Source organism: Phycisphaerae bacterium (assembly GCA_017999985.1).
Taxonomy (GTDB): domain Bacteria; phylum Planctomycetota; class Phycisphaerae; order UBA1845; family Fen-1342; genus JAGNKU01.
Genome location: JAGNKU010000006.1, coordinates 135,150 through 157,180 on the forward strand (window position 1 = coordinate 135,150; position 22,031 = coordinate 157,180).

A 22,031-nucleotide genomic window follows, 5' to 3' on the forward strand; every position below is an offset into this window, starting at 1 on the left:
GGTCCGCGCGCCTGTCGCATAAGACCCAACATGCCTGGCATGTCTGACCGTCCAGAGCGTCGGGACCCAAACGACGTGCCCACCCGCGCTCAATCCGCCGGCGTGTAGCCCTGCTTGCGCAGCTCGCGCAGGATGTCCGGCGGCGAGAAGGCCGGGCCCTTCAGCACCTTGCCGCCTGCGTCGCGCCCACCGTTCTTGGACATGTTCGACCGGTGCACCTCGGCGAAGACTGGCTCCAGGTCGACGCCCATCTCGACCGCGGTCCCGTACGTGACGACGAGGATGTCCGCCAGCGCATCGACCATTTCGACGAAGTTGCTCTGGTCGGCCGCCTCGAGGAACTCCGCTGCCTCGCTCACAATCAGCCGTGCCCGCCGCATGCGGTCCTTCGGCGTCGGCATCGTCGGCGACGCAGCGCGCGGCAGGTCGTACTTGGTATGAAAGTCGTGCACCAGCTTCTGTTCAGGGCCCATCGAGATTCCTCTGCGCCAGTGGTGCGGCGCGGTTTGCCATCTAGCCCCCTCCCGCTTTCAGGGGAGGGAAGGGAGGGGGTGAGACGCCAACCGCCTCAACCCTCCCCCGGCCCCTCCCTGCGAGGGAGGGGAGTGTGAACGGGTATTCTACGGCAGGTTCGTCAGCAGCGTCACGAACGGATTGATATCGCCGAACGACGGGTAGTTGCCGTCGCCGTCGATGTCGCCATTCGCCGGCGGGCAGCCGACATACGTGGCTTCCCACACGGGATAGTTCGCCAGATACAGCACGAACGGGTTGATGTCGCCAAAGCCCACCGTGCCGTCGCAATCCAGGTCGCCCACCGCACTCTGCACCGTGCCGCGCAGCACGAATACGAGATCCTGCTGATAGTGCGCCGGGCCCGGGTCCTTCAACAGGTTGAATACGCCACCCGAGCTGTTCATCGCCTGCAGCGCGTTCGCCCCCGGCTTCTGCACCGCGCCCGGCACTACGATCGGCGGCACCCACGGACCCGAGGCAGTGCCCGGCCCGCTCGCCTGCCAGATCAGGTAGTGCGTCCCCGCGGCCGCCACGTACGGCGTGTCCAGCGTGACGATGCACTGCTGCACGCGCCGATTGCAGTTGGCCGGGTCGCTGTCGTCCGGCTTGTAAACCATCGTCATCGTGTTCGCCGGCGTGTAGGGCATCAGCGCCGGCACCGTGCCGCCGAGCGGATTCTCCGTCTGCAGCCGCAGCTTGACCGTGTCAATGTTCGGCGTGGTGGCGTTCGTGCGATACATGTAGAAGACGACCTGGTCAATCGTCCACGTCTTGCCGGCGGGCACGACGAAATCGTCCGCCACGGTGTTCGGTATGGTCGCGACGCAGTTGAACCCCGCCGCCTGCAGTCCGAGCGTGGTCTGCACTTCGGAGGCATCCCTTCCCGAGCAGGCACCGCCAACCAGTGTCAGCATGAACGGGTCGTCCGGGTCGCCGCTGTTGCTGTAGATGGATGGACTACGGTCCATCGCCGGTAGCCACGTGTCGTCGTCCTCGTCGGCCACTGGCTCCACCGCATCGGCCGGATCGTCAAACCGGGCGACATCCGCGGCCGGCTGCTCGGCGGGCGCAGCGTCCTCGACCAGCCCCACACCCAGGCACAACGCCAGCAGCGCGACCATCAGCCCGCTGCCCACCCAAAGACGCGACCCCATCCGATGATGCTTCATGATCCGCTCTCCCTCGTTGGCGTGCGGCCGGGGACTCGGTTGCGGCTCCGTTGCTCGCCGTCGATGCCCCGCACACGCGGAATCCCGTTTCTCGAACCCGCGCTCCCTTCGCCCGCTAGTGTAGTGTCTAATTGATTCGTGTACAAAGTCCTTCGATCTTCTTCAGGAACAGGTTGGCACTCGCGGTCCAGACGTAGGGTCGCGGTTGACGCTGCCGCCCCAGCCGCCGCTGCGGATCTGGGCCGGCCAAGTCGACCTGCCGGCCGCTGACCCACCAAGCTGAACCGCGCACCCCCCGTTTTGTAGTGCAGACCTACGGGGTCGAATTGTCCCTCACGGCCCCGCCAAGCGGTTCCGGTCGCTGATCTGCGAAAGTTCGGCAAGGGTGGCTGGGACAGCCAATCGCGCTACAGAGAGCGTTTGTCAAGATTGAGCCGGCGAGTGGTGCGGCCTGGCGCGAGCCTCGCCCTCCCAATCACCGGAACGCCCGTTGGAGAAGTGGGGCGCGCGTCGGCGCCGGCGAAGCCACAGAAACCCACGTCCGGCGCGGGGACCGGTGGCATGGAGGCCGGTGGCAGGCGCGACGACTGGTAGCAGGCCCGGAGGCCTGCCCTACCGGTGCTCGGGCGTGTACGGAGGCCTGCCCTGCTGTCGGTGGCAGGCGCGGGTCAGCCCCCGTTCGTCGCAGCCTGGCTTTGTGTGGCGGGCTGCGAGTCGGGCGGCAGGCCTTGCGCGGTGCGGGCTGCGCGGAGCAGGGCTTCCAGCTTCTCACGCCACGGAGTGCCGCCGAGTTCCGGGCGCCAGATGCGCTCCTGCGTGATCGCACTGTCCACTTCGGCCGCGCGGCCCAGACGCAGAGCCAGCGCGAGCCAGTTGTAACGCGCCTCCCAGTAACGCTCCGGGGCACGCCGGCGAATCGCCGGGTCGCTGAGCAGCGCGGCCCAGGCTTCCTGCGCGGCGGTCAATGCGTCGGGCGGCGCGTCGGCGGCCAGGCGCGCCGTCAGCACCTGCGCCTGCAAGTACTGGTAATTGCCGTTGCGCGGGGCGCGCTGGAGCAGATCGCGCACCGCCGCTTCCGCCGGCTCGAACTGGCCGGCGAGATAGAGCATCCGCGCGCGGCCGGCGAGGACGGGCTCCTCGCTCGCCGACCGGCTGGCGTCGGCGTGGACCCACTTGGCCAACTCGTCGAAGGTGGCGATGGCGTCCTGGGCCAATTCGCGGGCCGGCCCGTCGGCACCCTCCGCCAGCAGCCGTTCGACTTCGCTTTGCATGCCCAGCGCGAGGCCCGCGAGCGTGGCACCGATTTCTTCCGGCGCCGCGGTCTGGAGAAATTGCGACAACATCCGCGACGCGGCGCCATAGTCGCGCAGCCCGCGATAGGCGCGAATCCGCACCGCCAGCACGCGCCCGAGCAGCGCATGCGCCGGCCCGCGGTCGTCGAATTTCTCCAACGCCGTCAGCGCCCCGCGCGCATCGTCGACGCCGGTGGAAAGCAGCAGTTCTGCGGCGGCGAGGCGGGCTTCGGCGGACCAGCGTAGGGGTTCGTCGCCGGCGCGGGCCGCGGCTTCGTCGGCGTAGCGCAGCAGGCCGGTCGCGGCCTGGGTGGCGCGGGCGCGATATTCGTCGGCGCTTAGTGTCGCGCGCGTGGCCTCCACGGCTTTTCGGCGGCAGAGCACGCGGCGAAACTGGGCTTCTTCCGCGTGCGGCGAATCGGCGGGCAGCTTTGCGAACTCGTCGGCGGCCTCGTCGAAGCGCCCGGCGAGTTGCAGGGCACACGGCAGGAGCCACACGGCCTCGGCGCGCTGCGGATGGTCGGCGAAGCTGGCCAGCAGATTGCGGAGGGTATCGGCCAGGCGGGAGTAGTCCCCGGCCGCATGGGACTGCTCGGCGAGCTGGCCCCAGAGCTGGTAGGCAAAGGTGGCGGCCTGGGCAGCGCGGGCGTGCTGACGGTGATCCGCGGCAAGCTGGGCAAACGCGGTCGCGGCGCCGCGTGTGTCGTTCAGCAGGTGCCGGCAGCGGCCCAGCTCGAACAGCACGTCGCCGGCAAGGTCCTTTTCCGTGTCCGTGCGACCGGCGGCTTCCTGCAAACGCTCCAGGGCGGCGTCGTATTTGTGAGCTTCAAGGAGCGCCCCGGCGGTGTAGAGCAGCTCGACGACGCTGAGCTCGCGGAGCGGCGTTTGCGTATCGACGCTGGCGGCGACGTACAACTGCACCAGCGTCGGCCAGGGGTCGCCGCGCTGGGCGAGCCGCTTGAGCTTCGCCAGTCCGGACTCGCGCAGGCGGCGGGCTTTCTGCAACAGCGCGGTACGGGCCACGCCGTCGCGCGCCTCGCCGCGCACGCTCTCGGCCTCGAGCAGGTAGCTGTTCGCGTCCCACAGGTGGGCGAGGTTGAAGTAGAAGCGGCCGGCGTTTTGCTCGAGCGCGAGGCGGTCCGGGTCCTGCGCGACCAAGGGGCGGAGCGTCGTGCGGGCCTCGTCGAACTTGCGGCCCTTGAGCTGCGTGCGGGCCAACTCGTAGCGGACCTGCGCCGCGACGGCCGGGCTCGGATCGGCGTCCAGCGCCGCCGCGAGAGTCTTTTCCGCCTCGGGCAGCCGGCCCTGCTCGCGCTGGGTCATGCCGAGCGCCATGCGGCAGTGCGCGGCCATGCCGCCGAGCTGGCCGCTGTCGAGCAGCTTCTGGAAGAGCTTCTGCGCGGCAGCGAGCCGCTCGAAGCGCTGCCCGTCCTCGCCCTTGGCAAGTACGGCCAGGTAGTAGTTGGTCCAGCCGAGGTTGAGTGAGACGTCGAGATCGGTCTGGAGCAAGGCGTCAAACACGCCGGCGGCGAGCAGGTCTTCCTCGCGCGCCGACACCTCGTCGACCAGCGGAGCGAGGGCCTGGGCTGCGGCTTCGTATTGCTGCCGGGCGGTGCTGAGCCACCCTTGCAGCGCCGCGGTGTCACCCCAGCGGCCACCGGAGATCTCGTGGTCATCCACGCCGAGCGCGACGGGGCCTGAGAGCAGCAGGCTGCCGTACTCGGCCCGCGCGGCGGCCAGGCGCACGGTGCCCGCGAGGTCGCCACTGAGGGGCAGCTCGGCCAGCGCGTCGACCCAGGCGCGGTACTTCTGATCCGCAGCCGTGTAGGCCGCCACGCGTTCCGCGGGCTGACGGGTACGGCGGGCCTTGTTGGCGTAGGCCTGCGCGAGCTGGTGCTTCTCTTCCGGCGTGCGGCCGCCGCGCAGGCGCGCTTCGAGAGGCTCGGCGAGGCCGTCGCGGATCATGCGTTCGATGTCGCCGGTGAGCTGGGCGTCCTGGGCGCGGAGCGTGCCGGCGGCGAGGAGCAGAACGAGGGGAATTGCGACGGTGAGCGACTTCATGGCGAGCCCGCCGCGGAATCGCTGAGGCTGCCGGCGCGGAAGCTGACGGCGAACTGCACGTTGGTGAAGCCCGCGCGGACGGCGGCGTCCATCGCCTTAACGACGAACTTCCACCGCACGGTTGTCTCGGCGCCGATGACGACCGGGTTTTCCGGGTCGGCCCCGGCGCGGCGGCGATCGAGCAGGAAGCGATGCAGGCTCTCGAAATCGTCCTGGCCCAGCAGCTCGTCCATCACGTAGATGATCGCACCACTGCCGGACCCGACATCGGCGAGCGCGATGCGCACTAGCGGCTTGATCTCCACCGCGGCGCCCGCACCGGGCCCGCTGCTGGGGTCGAGCTCGGTCTGGAGCACACCCTGCGAGACGAGATCGAGCGACGTGCCGAGCAGGAAGAACACCAGTAGCACCATGATCACATCGACCATGGGGGCGAGATTGGGGACGACCTCGGCGGCCGGGGCGCGGGGCTTCATTCCGGCTCCTCCGGGTCCCGGCCGGCATTCGCGGTGAAGACAACGTCGCTGACCTTCGCCAAGCCGCACGCCCGCAGCACGACCTCGACGTGCTTGTACATGACCTGGCGGTCGGCGCGGATCACGCAACGCAGCTTCTGGTTGCCACGCTCGGCCCGGGCGGCGCGGTCGGTCAGCAGCCGCCGGATGTCATCGGCCAGCAGCACACGTTCCACGATGCGTTCGCCGTCCCAGTCCGCGACGACGTATTCCGCCTCGTCGTCGCCGCCGTTGGCGCGGCGCACGGTGATCGTGGCGCGCGGGCCGAGCTCGGCGGATTCGACGTTGCGGGCGGCAAGCGCCCAAGGCAGATCAACGGGGTAGTGCTCGGCCGCGACCATGCGGCTGGCCAGGAGGAAGAAGATGATGAGGCACATCATGACGTCCACCATGGGCGCGAGGTTGAGCGTCATGCGAGCTGGCGTGGGCGGTCGGAACATGGGTCAACCGGGGTTCGGGGCGTCGGTGGCCGGGCGCGGGGCGGTGGCAGCCTTCGGCACGGACGGCGCGGAAGGACGGAGCGACCCCGGGGCCGGCGCCGGCCGGAAATACTCGACCAGGTCCAGCACTTCGACGGTGGCGGCGACGGTGAGCGACTCGATCCGGCTGCGGCAGACGCCGTAGAAGCCGATGCCGAGGATCGCCAGCGCCAGGCCGAGCAGTGTGTTCACCAGCGCGAGGCTGATGCCGTCGGCGAGCCTGCCGGCATCGGCCTGACCGCCACCGGCGCCGAGGCTCGCGAACGCCTGGATCATGCCCCAGACGGTGCCGAGCAGGCCGAGCAGCGGGCCCAGGTTGCCGATGACGTTCAGGTACTCGGCCTTGCGGAACATGCGGCCGCTGAGCTGGGCCGATTTTTCCAGCGCGGCTTCATGCATGGCGTCGAAGCCGTGGCGGGCGTGCTGCAGCGCGGCGGCCATGACACGGGCGAAGAATGTCTGGCTCTTCTTGAGCTTGTCGAGGCACTCGCGGAAGTTGCGGGCTTCGATCTGTTCCTTGGCCTTGCGAAGCTGCTGCGCGGGGGCGACGGCGGCCCAGCGCACCACGAGGAAATGCTCGATGATCAGGGCGATGGCGACGATCGAGCCGGCGAAGATGAAATAGGTGGGGACCTCGATCCCCCGCTGGACGATCTTCAGCATGGTTTGCGGCTCGCCGGCGCTGGTGGTCTGCGCCCACGCCGGCAGGCTCGTCAGCAGCAGCACAGCGAGTGTCACGATCCCGATGCGTCCCAGTGTGCTTCGCATGTCAACTCCGCTCGGCGCGGCCGGGTTCCACGTCGGCCGCACGACTCATCCGATCCGTCAACGTGCCAGATCTTTGCCGGTCACGATCTTCACCTGGCCGCGGTTGGCTTCCGCGACGCGTTTCAGGCGGCGGGCACCTTCGGTCTCGCGGCGCGGCAGGCCGCTGGTATCCTGCAGCAGGATCTCGTCGAAGACCAAACAGTAGATGCGCGTTTGTGTTTCGCGATTGGCGCGTTCGATCTCCGTCACGATCTCGTCGTCGAAGTAACCGTCGGAGAAGAAGAAGATCGCCTCCGGCCCGAGGGCCAGGGCGCGTTTTATGGCCTGTAGTGGCTGCGTGACGCCCATCGGCGCCTGGCGGTCGATCCACTCGAAAAATGCCCGGCGGGTGGCCTCGTCGGCGGGCTCGAGCCGCGCGCGGAAGCTCTCGGTGCGAATGCGTTCGTCCGTGCCGCCGCCCGAGCTGTAGAAGATGATGACATTGAAGGACTGCGTCGGCCGGAGGCGGCCGATGGAGCGTTTCAGCTCGCGCTTGAGGTCATCGACAGCGACGATGATCGAGCCGGAGAAGTCGACGACGTAGACGATCTTGTTGGCGCGGATGTTGAGGCTCCAGACGCCGGCTTGGCCGAGCCGCGCGCCGCCGCCGAGCCCGCCGCCAAAGCCACCGGCACCGGCCTCGGCGCCGCCGGTGCCAGTGCCGAGCAGGCTCAAGCGGCCTTCACCGAGGCCGAGGCCCGCGCCGTCGCCGGGGCCGCGTCCCAGCGCGGCGGCACCGAGGTCGCTCAGATCAGGGGCCCGCACAGCGGGCAGCGCGGTGAGGCTCTCGATGGACGCCTCGGCGGGAATGTCCACGGGGGTGGGCAGGCGCTCTTCGGACCACTGGAAGGCATCGCTGAGGTCGGCCGCCTCGACCACGCTGCCCTCCCAGGGACCCAGCTCGGGGGTAGGACGCGAGAGGACGTCGAAGGTCTTCAGGGCGAGGAAGACCACGAGCAGCAGGTGGACCAGCAGGCTCAACCCGACCGGCAGCCCGAGGTGCATGGCGATGCGGAAATAGATGTTGCGCGCCGCGCGGTCGGCGGGCGATTCCGCGGGCGCATTGTCACCCGTGCGTGAATCCCAGCCCGACGATCCGGGGCTCCCGCTCATCGCAGCGACCCTCGCCTGCCCCCTCGGTGCGCGGCCCGCGGCCCGACGGCCGTGGCCGGCGCCGCTGATCATCCGGCGGGCGGCGGAGGCACCTTGCCGGGCGCCGCCCCACCGCCGGCTACCTGCACGAAACTCATCCGCGCCTCGTACAACACCTGGTCCAGCAGGCTCTTCTCTTCCGGCGTGAGGTTGTTGCGCGTCTTGTCGTCGAGCACTTGCAGCATGTCGATGAAGTGCTTCGCGACTTCCAAATTCGGCGCGAACCGCTCGCCCCCCGGCCCGGGCAACAGGCCCAGCCCGGCCATGGCCTGCATCACGATGATATTGACCAGCTCGGCAAAGCTCGGCGCGGGCAAGGCCCCGGTGTGCTCCGGCTCCTTGGCCAGACGCTCCTTTTCGCGCTTGGCTTCTGCTTTCCAGTCGTCGTCAACGATGATCTTCTTCTGTTCATCCGGCATGTAGCACCCTGGTCGGATTTTAGTTCAGCGGATTCTAATCGCAGCCCGCGCGGCGGACAACATTACGCCTGGCCGGCCGCCCGGGCACCGCCGGCTTTCTTCGTCGCGGGCGCGGGGGAATCCGGCGGTTCCCAGCGCTGGGCGCGCGGCGAGCGGGGCGGCTGGCGCTGCAGGAGCAGCAGGCCGAGCAGGCCGACGGCGCTGAGGCAGATGGCCAGGAACTGCGAAATCGTGAAGCCGCCGAGCGTGTCCACGGGGTTATCGGCTCGCAGGGTTTCGAGGATCCAGCGGGTCCAGGGCTCGATCAGCAGGAGCGTGCAGATCACCTGTCCGTCGCGGGTGCGCCGCCAGTAGAGCGCGCTCAGTAGCGCCGCGAGCAGGCCGAGCGTGATGAACGAGTAAAGCTGCGTGGGATGCACCGGCAGGGAGCGATGCTGTTTGGCCAGATCGCGCAGCTCGGCTGCGGTCAGGTTGTAACGTTTCATCTGCGTGCGCAGGTCGCCGTAGCGGAGTGACCCGATATCGAGTTTCTGCATCTCGGCCTGGATTTGCGCCTTCTCGCGGGCATCGGTGGCGCGGTCGAGCCGCGCCTTGAGCTCGTTCGCCTGATCGGTCGCGACCTTCAAGCGCTGCGCCACATCGGCGAGCTCGGCGTCGGTCGCCCGCAAACTCTCGCGCGTCACGGCGTAGGCGCTGCTTCCGTCGGCATAGAGGCCGTGCTGGGGGAAGACCATGAGTTCCTGCGGCAGGCCGGCGCCGGGCTCGCGGTCGCTCCATTGCTGCACTTGGGCGCCACTGCCGTACGGGAAACGCACCGCCCAGGGCAGATCGCACACGCCGCCCCAGCAGCAGCCGTTCAGGAAGCAGCCGAGCCGGCCGATGGCCATGCCCAGCGCGGCCGAGGGCGCCACGATGTCGAAGTACCAGCGGATCGAGTGGCGGCCCCACCACAGGTACACGAGCACGCTCGCGACGACGAGAATGAACCCGCCGTAAACTTCGAGGCCGCCGCGCCGCACGTCGATGATCTTGAGGATGATCTGCAGCAGGTTCCCGCCACTGAACTGGTCCCAGTAGTGGACGACGTACATGAAACGGGCGCCGACCACGCCGCACAGCAGGGCCAGGAAGCCGCAGTTGAGCACGACGTCGGGATTCGCCCCGGAACGCTCCGCCCGCCGGGCCGCCCACCAGATCGACAACAGGAAGCCGATCATGAGCATCAGCCCATAACCGGGCACTTCCAGCCCCAGCCCCGGCACTTTGAATACAACAGGCATCATGTCTGTCGCACCGTTCTCAGTCCGCGGAAATCCAGGTCCAGGCCGTCACGCCATCGCGTGACCGCGCATCCTACGGCGCCGAGCCGGCCGGGTCCACCGTCAGGTTGTCGATCAGCCGCGTGTGGCCGATGCGCACGGCGAGGGCGATCAACACCGGCCCCGTGATCTGAGACACCGGCTGCATCGTCTCCGGATCGACCACGCTGATGTAATCGACTTTGGCCGGGCGCACGGCGTCGATCGTGCGGCGCATCTCGTCTACGACGGCCGCCGGATCGCGCTGGCCGCCGTGAATACTCGTCTGCGCGGCGCGGAGCGCACGGTGAAGCGCGATCGCGCGCTGGCGCTCGTCCGGCGACAGCATGGCGTTGCGGCTGCTCATGGCGAGACCGTCCGGCTCACGCACGGTCGGGCAGCCGATGATCTTCACGGGCAGGTCGAGGTCGCGCGTCATCCGGCGGATCACCGCGAGCTGCTGGGCATCCTTCTGGCCGAAGTATGCGCTGTCCGGCTGGACGATGTTGAACAGCTTCGTCACAACCGTCGCAACGCCGTCGAAGTGGCCCGGGCGGCATGGCCCGCAGAGCGTCTCCGTGAGGCCGGCGACGTGAACGGTCGTCGTCGCGTCCGGACGGTACATGTCGACGACGGCGGGCATGAAGACGAGCTCGACGCCAGCCTGCTGGCACTGTTGCAGGTCGCCGGCGGTGTCGCGGGGATAGCGGTCGAAGTCCTCGTGCGGGCCGAACTGCATCGGGTTAACGAAGATGCTGGCGACGACGAAATGCCCGTCGCGGCGGGCGGCGGCGACGAGCGACAGGTGCCCGGCGTGGAGATAGCCCATCGTGGGCACAAAGCCGATGGTGCGGCCGGCTTGGCGCGCAGCCGCCACAGCGGCGCGCGTGGTCGGAATGTGGTGGGTGACTTTCATGGCGCGCATTTGAACCCCGGCGAGTGGGGCGTACAAGGATCTAGCACAGATGGTCAAACGACGCGCGCGAATCGATCCCCCAACCCTCCCCCTGCCGCCTCCCTGGGAGGAAGGGGAGTGTTGTGCCGCAGTTCGGTATGATGCTGCGCGGTACGCAGTAATCCGTGCGAATTGCGAGGAGACTGTCATGTTGCGTCGCCTCATCACCGTCGGTCTGATGCTTCCCCTGCTTTCGCCGCTCGCACGCGCCGATGATCCGCCGTGGGTGGCGCGCAGCAAGACGGGCATGGTCGCGAGCGACTCGACCGAGGCGTCGCAGATCGGGGCGGACGTGCTCACCCAGGGCGGCAATGCGTTTGACGCCGCCATCGCCACATCGTGTGCGCTCGCGGTGTCACGCCCACAAAGCACCGGCCTCGGCGGCGGCGGGTTCCTAGTCGCGTACGTCGCGAAGGAGAAGCGTTTTGTCGCGCTCGATTTCCGCGAGGTCGCGCCCGCCGGCGCGACGCGCGAACGCTACGCCCAGCTCGCCGCCGAAGCCGGCGACGGGCCGCCGCCGAGCATCTACGGCGGCAACGCGTCCGGCGTGCCGGGGCTCGTGGCGGGGCTGGCCGAGATTCACCGGCGATACGCGACACGACCGTGGCGTGACCTGGTGCTGCCGGCCAGCAAGCTCGCGGACACGGGCTTCCGGGCGGACGACACGTACGAAGGCGCGTGCCGCAAGGCGCTGAAGGACATCGACAAGTGGCCGCAGTTGAAGGAGCAGCACGCCGAGCTATACCGCACGCTGCTGGGGGGCGGCAAGGGACCGGCGGACGGCGACACCGTGAAGCGGCCGGACCTCGCGGAGGCGCTGCGGATATTGGCCAGTGACGGCCCGCACGCGTTCTACGAAGGGCCGCTCGGCGCGGCGCTCGTGAAGGCGAACCAGGCCGCGGGCGGCGTGCTGACCACCGAGGACCTGGCGGCGTACCGCGTGCGCGAGCGCGAGCCGCTGCACGCCATGTTCAACGGCCATGAGATCATCGCCATGCCGCCGCCTTCGTCTGGCGGCGTCTGCATCATCGAAACGCTCAACATCCTGAGTGCCTTTGCAGCCGACTTCCCGGGCGGACTGCCGGCCATGCGTAATGACAACTACCCGCCCGCGCTCGTTACCGCGCTGAAGCACAGCTTCGCCGACCGCGCGCGGTGGCTCGGCGACCCGGACTTTTGTCGTGTGCCGGTCGCCCTCCTCACCAGTCCTGCGTACGCGGCGAAACTCATCGAGCAATGCCCGACGCAGCTCGACGATTTCGGCAGCCCCCAACTGCCGGACGACCAGGGCACCTCGCACTTCAGCATCATCGACAAGAACGGGAACGTGGTCGCGTTCACCGAGACGATCAACGGCAACTTCGGCTCGTTCGTCGTCGCCGCCCCGTATGGCATCGTCTTGAACAACCAGATGGACGACTTCGCGACCGACCCCGGCAAGCCCAACCTGTTCGGCCTGATCCAGGGCGAGGGCAACGCCGTCGCGCCCGGCAAGCGGCCGCTGTCGTGCATGTCGCCGACGATCGTGCTCAAGGACGGCCAGCCGGTGCTGGTGCTGGGCGCGTCCGGCGGGCCGCTGATCATCACATCGGTGCTGCAAGTGCTGCTGAACGTCGTCGAGTTTCGGCTGCCGCTGGACGAAGCACTCACCGCCGTGCGGATTCATCATCAATGGCGGCCCGATGAGGTCAATTTCGACCGCGATCCGCCGGGGGCGCTCGTCGAGACGCTGAAAGGTGCCGGCCACACGATCAGTACGCGACGCCGGACGGGGATCGTGCAGGCGATCCAGGTGCTGCCGGATGGCACGCTGGTCGGGGCGAGCGATGTCCGCAAAGGCGGTCGGCCGGCGGGGGCGAAGTGATCGCGGCAGCGCGCGAAGCGGCCGACGCCCCAGTCGGCCGACGGCGCGCTGGGCGTCACAGCGGCGACACCGGACTGCGCGGTCCAACGGGCGCACTGCTCAAGAGCAATGGCACAAAGCTGGCCTTGCACCCCCCTGCCGAGCGTGTATCCTGATGCACACGGACGAAAGGAGTCGTGCATGAGTCTCCGCAAACTACGTCTCTACGCCGCCGGCGTCGTCGCGTTTCTGATCGGCATGCCGCTCACGGAACAGGCCGTCGCAGGGACCGGCGACGTCATCTGGGCTGGCATCAACCTCGCGGCCGCGATCGCCGATTCGGTCGGGCGAAGCTGATTCAGCCGCCGTCCTGGGACGCCGCCAGATGCGCCTCCTCCGTCAGGGGGAGGCATGAATGAGCGTACTACGCGCGCGGCATTGACGTGCCGCGCACCCCGTCCTACGCCGGAGGAACGCCCGATCCAGGCTCCTCAGCCATGAGTTGCCGGGCGAATTCCTCCCCCCACCGTGCATAGCCCCACAGGTACTGCGTCGGGTCGGTCAGCACGAGCCGCTCCAGGCCGCGGATGTAACGCTCCGTGATGTAGACCACCGGGTCGGCCGCGGACGCCCAGTCGCGCTGCTTCATCACGTCGACGACGTCGATCTCGAATTGAAAGACGCCGGTGCGGCGAATTCCGGCGACGACCACGTCCGCGCTGTAGCGCCAGGCCAGCAGCCCAACCGAGCGCAGCGCCCGCGTCGGCAGGCCGAGGAACGTGACGGGCAGCCCACGGCGGGCGGCGGCGTGATGGTCCGCGATCACCGCGATCGTGCCGCCGGCCTCGAGCACTTGCGGGAGCCGCTCCAACGCCCGCTCGACCGGGACCAGCTCGCAGCCGCTGCGGGCCCGGATACGCCGGCGGTGCGCATCGAACGCGGGGTTCGCGTGCGCGAGGTAGACGGCCGCGGTCGGCACGCCGTTGTAGCCGAGGAACACGGGCAGCAGATCGAACGGGCCGAAGTACGCGGACACGAGGATCGCCGCCTGGCCACGCCGCTGGGCGGCGAGCAGATCGCTGAGGTGCGGCTCGGGGATGCGGCCGCCGTAGCGGGCATATGTGCCGGGGTGGAGCAGGCGCTCGGCGAGAAGGAGGTCGGTGAGATTGAGGACGCGCTGCACGAAGGCCTGCTCGGCGATGCGCGGCACGGCGGCGGCGGCGACACGCCCAGCGAGCGCCGCGCGGCACTGGGCTTCGCTGCGGATGCGCACCGGCGTGAGCAGACGATAGAGGATGCGCGCGAGGAAGCTGGTGACGGCGTACGCGGCGCGCGGCCCGAGCAGCGCGAAGTACACGCCGAGCAGCCGGCGATGGAGGTCGCCGAGGCGGACGAGGACGTGGGGCCAGAAGCGGGGCGCGGGCATGCGGGGAGCATACTCGGGCAGGCGGCGGCGTGCAGCGCGCGTAGCGGCCGACCCCCCGGTCGGCCGCGTGGCGGTTCTCGGAACCTCAAGCGGCAGCGCGGGGCCCGCGCAGCGCGCTGGCTTCGCACTGGCTACGTCTGGCGGTCCGGATCAGGATGGTCCCGCCGATCACGTGGCAGCCGAGAAGGGAGTATGATGTCCCCCCGTACTCGATTTGCTCGAAGGACCACCGCGGAATGAGCACCAGCCAACTGAATGACCTCCTGGGTCAACTGGAAGCGGCGCTGCTCGACAAAGACGCGAATCTCCAGTCGGTTATGCTGCGGACGGAGGCGTTTCTGCAGTTTGCAGAGTCCGCGAGCGAACATGCACGTCGCGAATAGCACCACCCGGTGCTGACGCGATTACTCTCTGACGAGCTGCTCGCCGCGCCGTTGGCACGCCTGCCGAAGGAATTGCGGGAGGTGCTTGCAGACATCGCGGCCTTCATTGACGACCCAGTAGAGCTCGCCAGCCACTTCTCAAGCACCCCAGGGCAACTACTGGAGCGGCTGAGGCGGATAAAGACCGAGGGAGTGTAGAGGCTCGAATTGGCGCCCCCGACGAGATTGGGCGTCACATGCCCCACCGAGTCGTGAGGGACAACCAGCGCACATTACTGAACGACTCCCTTGAGCGGACTCCATGCCGATTTCCGTTGGTGAGGCAGTGGCCGTGAATTGAGTCTGATGGCACCGGGCTCATAGCCATGCAGCCACGAAGCCACGGAGGGAAAAGGACGCGACGGGCGGGCGGTTCGCTCACTGCCGTTCGCGGGTCGGATGATGCGCGGCGCGGCTCGGGTGGCCCCGCCGTCAATCGCCCCGGTGGGGCTCTTGGAAGAGAGGGAAAAGGGGCGACGCGGTCCCAGGGCTGCGCCCTGGGCTACTGACAAACGCCCCGGTGGGGCTAGGGATTGGCCGGGGGCCGGCCAACGACCGACCGGAGGTCGGTCCCCCAAGTGAGGAATTGGGGGAGCACACTTCACTGGCGGGACGCCCGGGCCACGCGGAGCGAAGCTGGAGCTTTGCTCTCCCCAGTTCAGCTGGAGCTTCGCTCTCGCCAATCGCCGGCCGGCCGGTCGTTCCCTGTTGATCGGCCGACGCCGGGAGTATATTGCCCCGCATGGAATCGCCCGCGCCCGACACCGCACTTCAAGATCTGCTCCGCAAGCTGCCCGCCGTCGATCATCTGCTGAACCAGCCGGCCATCGCCCGCCTGCAGGAGGATTACCCGCGCAGCGAGCTGGTGCTCGTCGTGCGAACACTGCTCGACGAACGCCGGGCGGCGCTGAAGGCCGGCCGGGCACTGCCGGTGGACGTGCCGGCGCTCGCGCTCGAAATCCGGCAGCGGCTGTATCAACGGGCCTACCCGAACCTGCGGCCGGTGATCAACGCGACCGGCATCGTCCTGCACACGGGACTCGGGCGGGCGCCGCTGGCCGACGAAGCCATCGAGGCGATTGCGGACGCCGCCGCGGGCTACTGCAACCTGGAGCTGAATCTCGAGACCGGCCGGCGCGGCGACCGGCACGAGCACCTGCGCGACCTGCTGCGCGAGCTGTGCGGCGCGGCCGACGCGCTGGTCGTGAACAACAACGCCGCCGCGACGTACTTGACGCTCAATTCGCTGGCGGCGGGGCGCGAGGTGCTCATCTCGCGCGGGCAACTGGTGGAGATCGGCGGGTCGTACCGGCTGCCGGACATCATGGCGGCGGCACAGTGCCAAATGGTCGAGGTGGGCACGACGAACCGCACGCGCATCAGCGACTACGAGCGGGCGATCAACGACAACACGGCGGTGCTGCTGCGCGTGCATCCGAGCAACTACCGGATCACGGGTTTCACGGAGACGCCGGCACTGGCGGAGCTGGTGGAGCTGGGGCGGCGGCATAACCTGGCGGTGGTCGATGATCTCGGCAGCGGGTTGATCACGCGCGACCTGCCGTGGCCGACGCCGGAGACCGATGCGGCGACGGCGGCGCCGGATGCTGATCGCGCCGGCCCGGCGAGTTGGGATGAGCCGACGGTGCGCGACAGCGTGGCCGCCGGTGCGGACTTGACGCTGTTCAGCGGCGACAAGCTGCTGGGCGGACCGCAAGCGGGGATCGTCGTGGGCCGTGCGAACCTGGTCGCAAGCCTGCTGCGCAATCCGCTGGCGCGGTGTCTGCGTCCGGGGAAGCTGACGCTGGCCGGGCTGGAGGCGACGCTGCGGCTGTATCGCGATCCGGCGGCAGTGGTGCGGCGGATTCCGGTGTATCGGCAACTCGCGCGGACCTTGCCGGAACTCGAGCAGGCGGCGAACACGCTGGCGGAGCAGATCGCGGCGGCGCTGCCGGGGGCGGAGGTGCGCACCGAGGCGGACCATTCGGAGGCGGGCGGTGGGTCGTTGCCGGCGTGGCCGCTGCCGACGCGGGTGGTCGTCGTGCGTCCGAGCGGCGTGCTGGTGGAGGCGCTGGCGGAGGGCTTGCGGCGGCGGGATGTGCCGATCATCTGCCGGCTGCGCGATGCGGCGCTGGTGCTCGATCCGCGGACGCTCACCGCGGATGACGCGGAGCAGATTCCAGGGGCGCTGTCCGAGGTCGTGCGGGAACTGGCGGAGGCGTGACGCGCGGGGAGGCGGCGGTTCGGCGTTGTGCCACGCCTATTACCGGCCCTCGCCTGCTGCTTATCGCGCACTGGCCGGGGTGCCCCACGGGGTCCGATAGCATCCGGTGGTGGACGGCGGGGCGCCCGGGGAACTCGGTCGCCGGGGGCAAGCTCGGCCGCGGATGCCGTGGGTAAGGGCCCTGGGCATAGAATCGAGTAACCTCGCCGTCGCCGCCTCGAGGAGGGTGTTGTGAACGCATTCCGCGCGCAGCTTATCGGCTTCGTCCTGTGTACGCTCACGCTCGCATTGCTCGGCGGCTGCCCGACGGACAGCGTGCCGTCGGAAGTGCTGGACGCACTCGCCGGCACGTATTGGGTGGAATACGCGGACGGCCAGCTCGTCGTCTTCGCGCTGCCGGCGTGTCGCGGCGAAGCGGGCACGTGGTCGCGGCTGAGCACGCCCGCGCCGGAATGGTACACCGGCCCGGCGCTCTACGAGGTCGGCAGCGATGGCACCTGGATGCGCCTGACGACGGATACGACGCTGACGCTGGATGACATCATGCTGACGTACGATCCGGCACCGTGTGTGGCGACGCCGAACTAAGCGTGTCGCTGATTGAACCGGGGGCGGCCCTGAAGGAGCACACGGGCGGTTGCACCGGGGGCCCGATATTCACGTCGACGGGCGGGACGCCCGTAGCACCCTGAAAGCTCGCCCGTACCACCCGCACAGCCCGCACCACCTGCACAGCCGGCGCCAGCGGTAAAGCCCATACTCCGGAAAGCGTGCCCCTTGCGGGCGCTTGTGCTTGCCCGGACACTGTACGCGTTCGGCGAACGGTTGGGGCCGGGTGTCGCGCGGACGGCACACTGCCGTCAAGGGTCACCCAGCAACACGCCCGCCGGACGACGGCAGAAGACCCGTGGGCACGAGTGCAGGCGAAATCGCGGCGGATGTGGCGGCCGGACGGCGACGTGCGGTGGACGTCTGCGCGGAGGCGCTGACGCACATCGCGGCGCGTGACCCGCAGGTGCAGGCGTTCCTGGAAGTGACCCGCGACGCCGCGCTGGAGCAGGCCGGGCGCGTGGACGCCGCGGTCGCCGCCGGACAGCGACCGGGCGTGCTGGCCGGCGTGCCGCTCGCGGTCAAGGACAACATCTGCACGCAGACAGGGCACACGACGTGCGCGTCGCAGATCCTGGCCAACTACGTCTCACCGTACAACGCGACGGTGATTGATCGCATTCTGGCCGCGGGCGGGGTGATCGTCGGCAAGACCAATCTCGACGAGTTCGCGATGGGTTCGTCCACGGAGAACAGCGGGCGGTTCGCGACGCGGAATCCGTGGGACCCGGAGTGCGTGCCCGGGGGATCGTCGGGCGGATCGAGCGCGGCCGTCGCCGCCGACATGGTGCCGCTGGCGCTGGGCTCTGACACGGGCGGGTCCATTCGCCAGCCGGCGGCGCTGTGCGGGACGGTGGGGTTGAAGCCAACATACGGGCGCGTCTCGCGGTACGGGCTGGTGGCGTACGGGTCGAGCCTGGACCAGATCGGGCCGCTGGCGACGTGCGTCGCGGACGCGGCCCTGCTGCTGGGCGTGATCAGCGGGCGCGATGCGCGCGACGCGACCAGCGTCGATCGGCCGGTGCCGGACTATCGCGCCGGGCTGGCGGATGCGGCGCTCGCGACGTGCGTGCGGCGCCTGCGCATCGGCGTGCCGCGGGAATACTTCGCCGAGGGTCTGGACGCCGAGACGCGGGCCGCAGTGGAGGCCGCGCTGGAGGTGTACCGCTCGCTGGGCGCAACGCTCGTGCCGGTCTCGCTGCCGCATGCACCGTACGCGATCGCGACGTACTACCTGATCGCCACGGCCGAGGCCTCGAGCAACCTGGCGCGCTACGACGGCGTGCACTACGGGCACCGGACCGCACATCCGCGCGACATCTACGACCTGTACAGCTCGTCGCGCAGCGAGGGCTTCGGGGCCGAGGTGAAACGCCGGCTGATGCTCGGCACGTTCGCCCTCTCGGCCGGATACTACGAGGCATATTACGGCAAGGCCGCCCGCGTCCGCCGGCTGATCAAGGACGATTTCGACGCCGCCTTCCGGCGCTGCGACGTGTTGGCGGGGCCGACGGCGCCGACGCCCGCGTTTCGGCGCGGCGAGAAGCTGAACGATCCGCTGGCGATGTACCTCGCGGACATCTACACGATTGCAGCGAACCTGGCGGGCATCCCGGGTCTGTCGGTGCCGTGCGGCTTCAGCCCCGCTGGCCTGCCGATCGGGCTGCAGTTGCTGGGGCCGCTCTTCGGTGAGGAATTGCTGTTGCAGGTGGCGCGACTGTACGAACGAGAGACCGATTGGCACACCCGCCGGCCGCCGCTGGCCGCGTAGGGCGTGCGGAATGAGGTTCTGCAATGCGCGATCAAGCCCAAGCTCCGTTCATGAAGACGAAGATCATTGCAACACTGGGGCCAGCCACGGCCAACCGCGAGCGGCTGGTCGAGATGTTCGACGTCGGCCTGGACGTCTGCCGGCTGAATTTCAGCCATGGCGATCTGGACGGGCACCAGCGGACGCTCGAGCTCGTGCGCGCGGTCGCGGCCGAGCGCGACGAGCCAATCTGTGTGATTGGAGATCTGTGCGGGCCGAAGATCCGACTGGGCCGGTTCGACGGCGGCCCGGTCGAGGTGCAGGCGGGTGATGTGATCCGGATCGTGCGGGGCACGGGAGATTGCAGCGCCGAGCGCCTGACCACCACCTTTCCCGGGCTGATCGACGAAGTCGCGCCCGAACACCGCATCCTCATCAACGACGGGCTCGTGCGCCTGACCGTGCGGGAGCGCCGCGCGGACGAGCTGATCTGTGAATGCCGGACCGGCGGCGCGCTGAACACGCGCATGGGCGTGAACCTGCCCGACACGCCGATCAGCCTGCCCGCCCTGACCGAAAAGGACCGGCGCGACCTGGAGTGGGCCATCGCCCACGATCTGGAGTACGTGGCGTTGTCGTTCGTGCGGCAGCCCGACGACCTGTACGAGCTGAAGCGCCTCATCAAGCAGGCCGACAGCCCGCTGCAGGTGATCGTCAAGATCGAAAAGACCGAGGCGCTGTGGCACCTGGACGAGCTGATCGCGCACACGGACGGCGTCCTCGTGGCCCGCGGCGACCTGGGCGTCGAGACCGACGTGTGGCGTGTGCCGGTGATCCAGAAGGACATCGTGGCCGAGTGCCAGCATGCCGGCGTGCCGGTCATCGTCGCGACGCAGATGCTGCAGAGCATGATCGACAACCCGATGCCGACGCGGGCCGAAGTCAGCGACGTGGCGAACGCGATTCTGGATCGGACGGACGCGGTGATGCTGTCGGGCGAGACGGCCGTGGGCCGCTACCCGACGAAGGCCGTCGAGATGATGCACAACGTCGCCATCGCGACCGAGGAGTTCCTCGCCAAGCGCCCGCCCACCGAACCACCGGACTACATCTCGACGCACTACCGCCCCACCGCGGCGATCGCCCACGCGGCCGTGGCGGCGGCACGGGACCTGGGCGCGCGGCTGGTCGCGGTATGGAGCGCGACGGGCGCCACGGTGCGCCTGGTCGCGCGGCACCGGCTGCCGATGCCGGTGGTCGGACTGACCTACGATGCGCGTGTCGCGCGGCAGATGAATCTGCTGTACGGCGTCACGCCGATCCGCGTCGAGCCGCTGGACAATCCCGCCGCGATGGCCGCCGCGCTGGACGCGGAACTGCTCAAACGTCAGCTCGCGTTGAACGGCGACATCGTCGTGGTGGTCACGTCGACGCGGCCGACGACGCCGGGGGCAACGGATACCGCGCTGGTGCGGCGCGTAGGACAACCGGAGGCGGGACAGCCGATCTAGCGTACTGCGTCATTGAAAGCAATTGAAAACGGGGGTGGTACGCGCGACAGGGGTGGCACGGGTAACAGAGGTGGTACGGGCGTCCCGCCCGTCGTAGGAACAGGCAAGATGCCGATACCACTCACGGACGGGCAGCATGCCCATACCACCCATGTCGGAGTCGTACTGAGGCGCTAGACCAGCGTGCGGTCAGAGAATGCCTTGCGCACCGCCCGGCTGGGTAACGATGAACGCGGCAACGCCGAGCGTCAGCAGCAGATACCAACCGACCAGATGCCGGGCCGAGCGCGCCGGCAGCGGCGTGAGGAAGTCGGCCAGCACGAGCGGGACGACGTAATAGCGGGGATCAATCAGGTAGTGCCCCAGCAGGAACAGCAGCGCGAACACCCATAGCAGGGTCAACGGCCCACGCGCGGGGCTGGCATGCGTGCTGTGCACCAAGGTGGGCACAAAGAGCACCAGGCACACCGCCACCAGGTAGCGGACCCAGGTGTGCGTGGTCATCCCGGCCAACAACCAGTTCCGCAGGTAATCAGGGTCCAGGTTCCACGGGTGCGGGTTACGGAACGCCAGCTCGAGCAGGCCGATCACGCCCACGGCCGCCGCACAGATCCACGCGCGCGCCAACAGGGGCTCAACCCGGCGCGGCCAGAGGCGCGCGAACTGCGGCAGCCACACGGGGACCCAGAGCACGGCCGCCGTCAGGCCGAAGATGTAGAACTGCGTGATGTTCACGTGGGGGCGATTCTCTTCGCGGAGCGTCGTTGCCAGGCCGCCGCTGCATACGAAGTAACCCAGCGCCAACGCGAACATTAGCAGGTGCGGTAGAAACGTGGTCGTCACATGCCGCAGCAGGAACATGCGCAGCGCGGCTCGCGGCGACGCGGCCGGGCGGGCGCACCAGAGCGTGCGCAGTCCCCAGGCCATGAAGAACGCCACCCATACCAGGTTGGATTGTCGAATGAGACACGCGCCGGCCAGGCCCACCGCCGCCCACGTCAGACGTCGCCGGACCTGGAAATGCAGTGCGAGCAGGATACCGGCGAGCGCCGCCAGATCGGTGTACACCAGGGCCCACAGCGGCAGCAGGAGCGGGTTCCAGGCATAGCGCAGCAGGTGCGACGGGCCGTAGTTCGCGTGGTACGCCCGCGCGGCCGTGTGCAGCAACACGATGCTGGCGACGGCGAACAGCACGTTGAAGCCGCGCAGCATCCACAGGTCGGAACCGACGAGGCGTGCCGGCAGCGACGCGAGCAGATGGTACGTGGGCGGCATCTGCAGAATGCGGCCCGGACCCCAGTCGCCACGCAGCAGGGCGCGTAGCGGCGGCAGCTCGCGCGCCAGCGCCCGGATGGCCGGCACGTGATAGCCTTCGTCCCCCATGAGTGCGGGACGCGCGGACAACAGGACCACGTACCACAGCAGCACGCTCAGAATCGCGACACCCAGCGCAATGCCGACAGCCCCGCGACCGCCCGCATCCCTGGATGCCGCAGCGCCGGACTCCTCGCGTGCAGGCTCAAGCCGCATTCCGCCGACTCCGCAATGACCGCGCCGGTACTCTATAGCGGAGCGCCCCGCCC

General features: G+C 69.0%; 19 protein-coding genes. 7 read left to right on the forward strand and 12 right to left on the reverse strand.

The window, feature by feature from the left end; genetic code table 11:
- Positions 1–89: 89 nt before the first annotated feature.
- From KA383_09700 to KA383_09745, 10 genes are all read right to left on the reverse strand, one after another.
- Positions 90–473 (reverse strand): nucleoside triphosphate pyrophosphohydrolase family protein, encoded by a 384-nt coding sequence (locus tag KA383_09700; GenBank protein ID MBP7746399.1) that lies wholly within the window; start codon positions 471–473, stop codon positions 90–92.
- A gap of 147 nt (positions 474–620) precedes the next feature.
- Positions 621–1,685: a hypothetical protein gene (locus KA383_09705; protein ID MBP7746400.1), complete on the reverse strand. Its 1,065-nt coding sequence runs from the start codon at positions 1,683–1,685 to the stop codon at positions 621–623.
- 668 nt (positions 1,686–2,353) lie between these two features.
- Positions 2,354–5,038, reverse strand: a complete 2,685-nt coding sequence (locus KA383_09710; protein ID MBP7746401.1) for a tetratricopeptide repeat protein — start codon at positions 5,036–5,038, stop codon at positions 2,354–2,356.
- Positions 5,035–5,514, reverse strand: coding sequence for a biopolymer transporter ExbD (locus tag KA383_09715; GenBank protein MBP7746402.1), 480 nt, complete (start codon positions 5,512–5,514; stop codon positions 5,035–5,037). Before KA383_09715 ends, KA383_09710 begins: the two co-directional genes overlap by 4 nt.
- On the reverse strand, positions 5,511–5,993 hold the full coding sequence (locus KA383_09720; GenBank protein ID MBP7746403.1) for a biopolymer transporter ExbD: 483 nt from the start codon (positions 5,991–5,993) through the stop codon (positions 5,511–5,513). Before KA383_09720 ends, KA383_09715 begins: the two co-directional genes overlap by 4 nt.
- A 3-nt stretch (positions 5,994–5,996) precedes the next feature.
- Positions 5,997–6,800 (reverse strand): MotA/TolQ/ExbB proton channel family protein, encoded by an 804-nt coding sequence (locus KA383_09725; GenBank protein MBP7746404.1) that lies wholly within the window; start codon positions 6,798–6,800, stop codon positions 5,997–5,999.
- A 57-nt stretch (positions 6,801–6,857) separates the two neighbouring features.
- Positions 6,858–7,952, reverse strand: coding sequence for a hypothetical protein (locus KA383_09730; protein MBP7746405.1), 1,095 nt, complete (start codon positions 7,950–7,952; stop codon positions 6,858–6,860).
- 68 nt (positions 7,953–8,020) lie between these two features.
- Positions 8,021–8,410, reverse strand: a complete 390-nt coding sequence (locus tag KA383_09735) for a DUF1844 domain-containing protein (GenBank protein MBP7746406.1) — start codon at positions 8,408–8,410, stop codon at positions 8,021–8,023.
- 62 nt (positions 8,411–8,472) lie between these two features.
- A complete protein-coding gene (locus KA383_09740) occupies positions 8,473–9,693 on the reverse strand; it encodes a prolipoprotein diacylglyceryl transferase (protein MBP7746407.1) in 1,221 nt (406 codons plus the stop codon).
- Between the two features lie 70 nt (positions 9,694–9,763).
- Positions 9,764–10,624: a pantoate--beta-alanine ligase gene (locus tag KA383_09745; GenBank protein ID MBP7746408.1), complete on the reverse strand. Its 861-nt coding sequence runs from the start codon at positions 10,622–10,624 to the stop codon at positions 9,764–9,766.
- Between the two features lie 187 nt (positions 10,625–10,811).
- Here KA383_09745 and ggt point away from each other — a divergent pair, with 187 nt between their 5' ends.
- Together ggt and KA383_09755 are read left to right on the forward strand one after the other, a co-directional pair.
- The gene (ggt, locus tag KA383_09750) at positions 10,812–12,527 is read left to right on the forward strand and encodes a gamma-glutamyltransferase (GenBank protein ID MBP7746409.1); all 1,716 of its coding nucleotides are present in this window, start codon (positions 10,812–10,814) and stop codon (positions 12,525–12,527) included.
- 180 nt (positions 12,528–12,707) lie between these two features.
- Positions 12,708–12,863, forward strand: a complete 156-nt coding sequence (locus KA383_09755) for a hypothetical protein (protein MBP7746410.1) — start codon at positions 12,708–12,710, stop codon at positions 12,861–12,863.
- Positions 12,864–12,966: 103 nt separating this feature from the next.
- Here the strand turns inward: KA383_09755 and KA383_09760 are convergent, their stop codons facing one another.
- A complete protein-coding gene (locus KA383_09760; protein ID MBP7746411.1) occupies positions 12,967–13,932 on the reverse strand; it encodes a lysophospholipid acyltransferase family protein in 966 nt (321 codons plus the stop codon).
- A gap of 236 nt (positions 13,933–14,168) precedes the next feature.
- On the opposite strand from KA383_09760, the gene KA383_09765 reads away from it, so the two are divergent.
- From KA383_09765 to pyk, 5 genes are all read left to right on the forward strand, one after another.
- Positions 14,169–14,315: a hypothetical protein gene (locus KA383_09765; protein ID MBP7746412.1), complete on the forward strand. Its 147-nt coding sequence runs from the start codon at positions 14,169–14,171 to the stop codon at positions 14,313–14,315.
- 781 nt (positions 14,316–15,096) lie between these two features.
- Complete coding sequence (locus KA383_09770; protein MBP7746413.1) at positions 15,097–16,578, forward strand: L-seryl-tRNA(Sec) selenium transferase; 1,482 nt, start codon at positions 15,097–15,099, stop codon at positions 16,576–16,578.
- Between the two features lie 231 nt (positions 16,579–16,809).
- Complete coding sequence (locus tag KA383_09775; GenBank protein ID MBP7746414.1) at positions 16,810–17,166, forward strand: hypothetical protein; 357 nt, start codon at positions 16,810–16,812, stop codon at positions 17,164–17,166.
- Positions 17,167–17,485: 319 nt separating this feature from the next.
- Positions 17,486–18,958, forward strand: coding sequence for an Asp-tRNA(Asn)/Glu-tRNA(Gln) amidotransferase subunit GatA (gene gatA / locus KA383_09780; protein ID MBP7746415.1), 1,473 nt, complete (start codon positions 17,486–17,488; stop codon positions 18,956–18,958).
- A 23-nt stretch (positions 18,959–18,981) separates the two neighbouring features.
- Entirely contained in the window at positions 18,982–20,448 is a 1,467-nt protein-coding gene (gene pyk / locus KA383_09785; protein ID MBP7746416.1) for a pyruvate kinase, read from the forward strand.
- A gap of 189 nt (positions 20,449–20,637) precedes the next feature.
- Here the strand turns inward: pyk and KA383_09790 are convergent, their stop codons facing one another.
- Complete coding sequence (locus KA383_09790; GenBank protein MBP7746417.1) at positions 20,638–21,978, reverse strand: hypothetical protein; 1,341 nt, start codon at positions 21,976–21,978, stop codon at positions 20,638–20,640.
- Between the last annotated feature and the right edge of the window lie 53 nt (positions 21,979–22,031).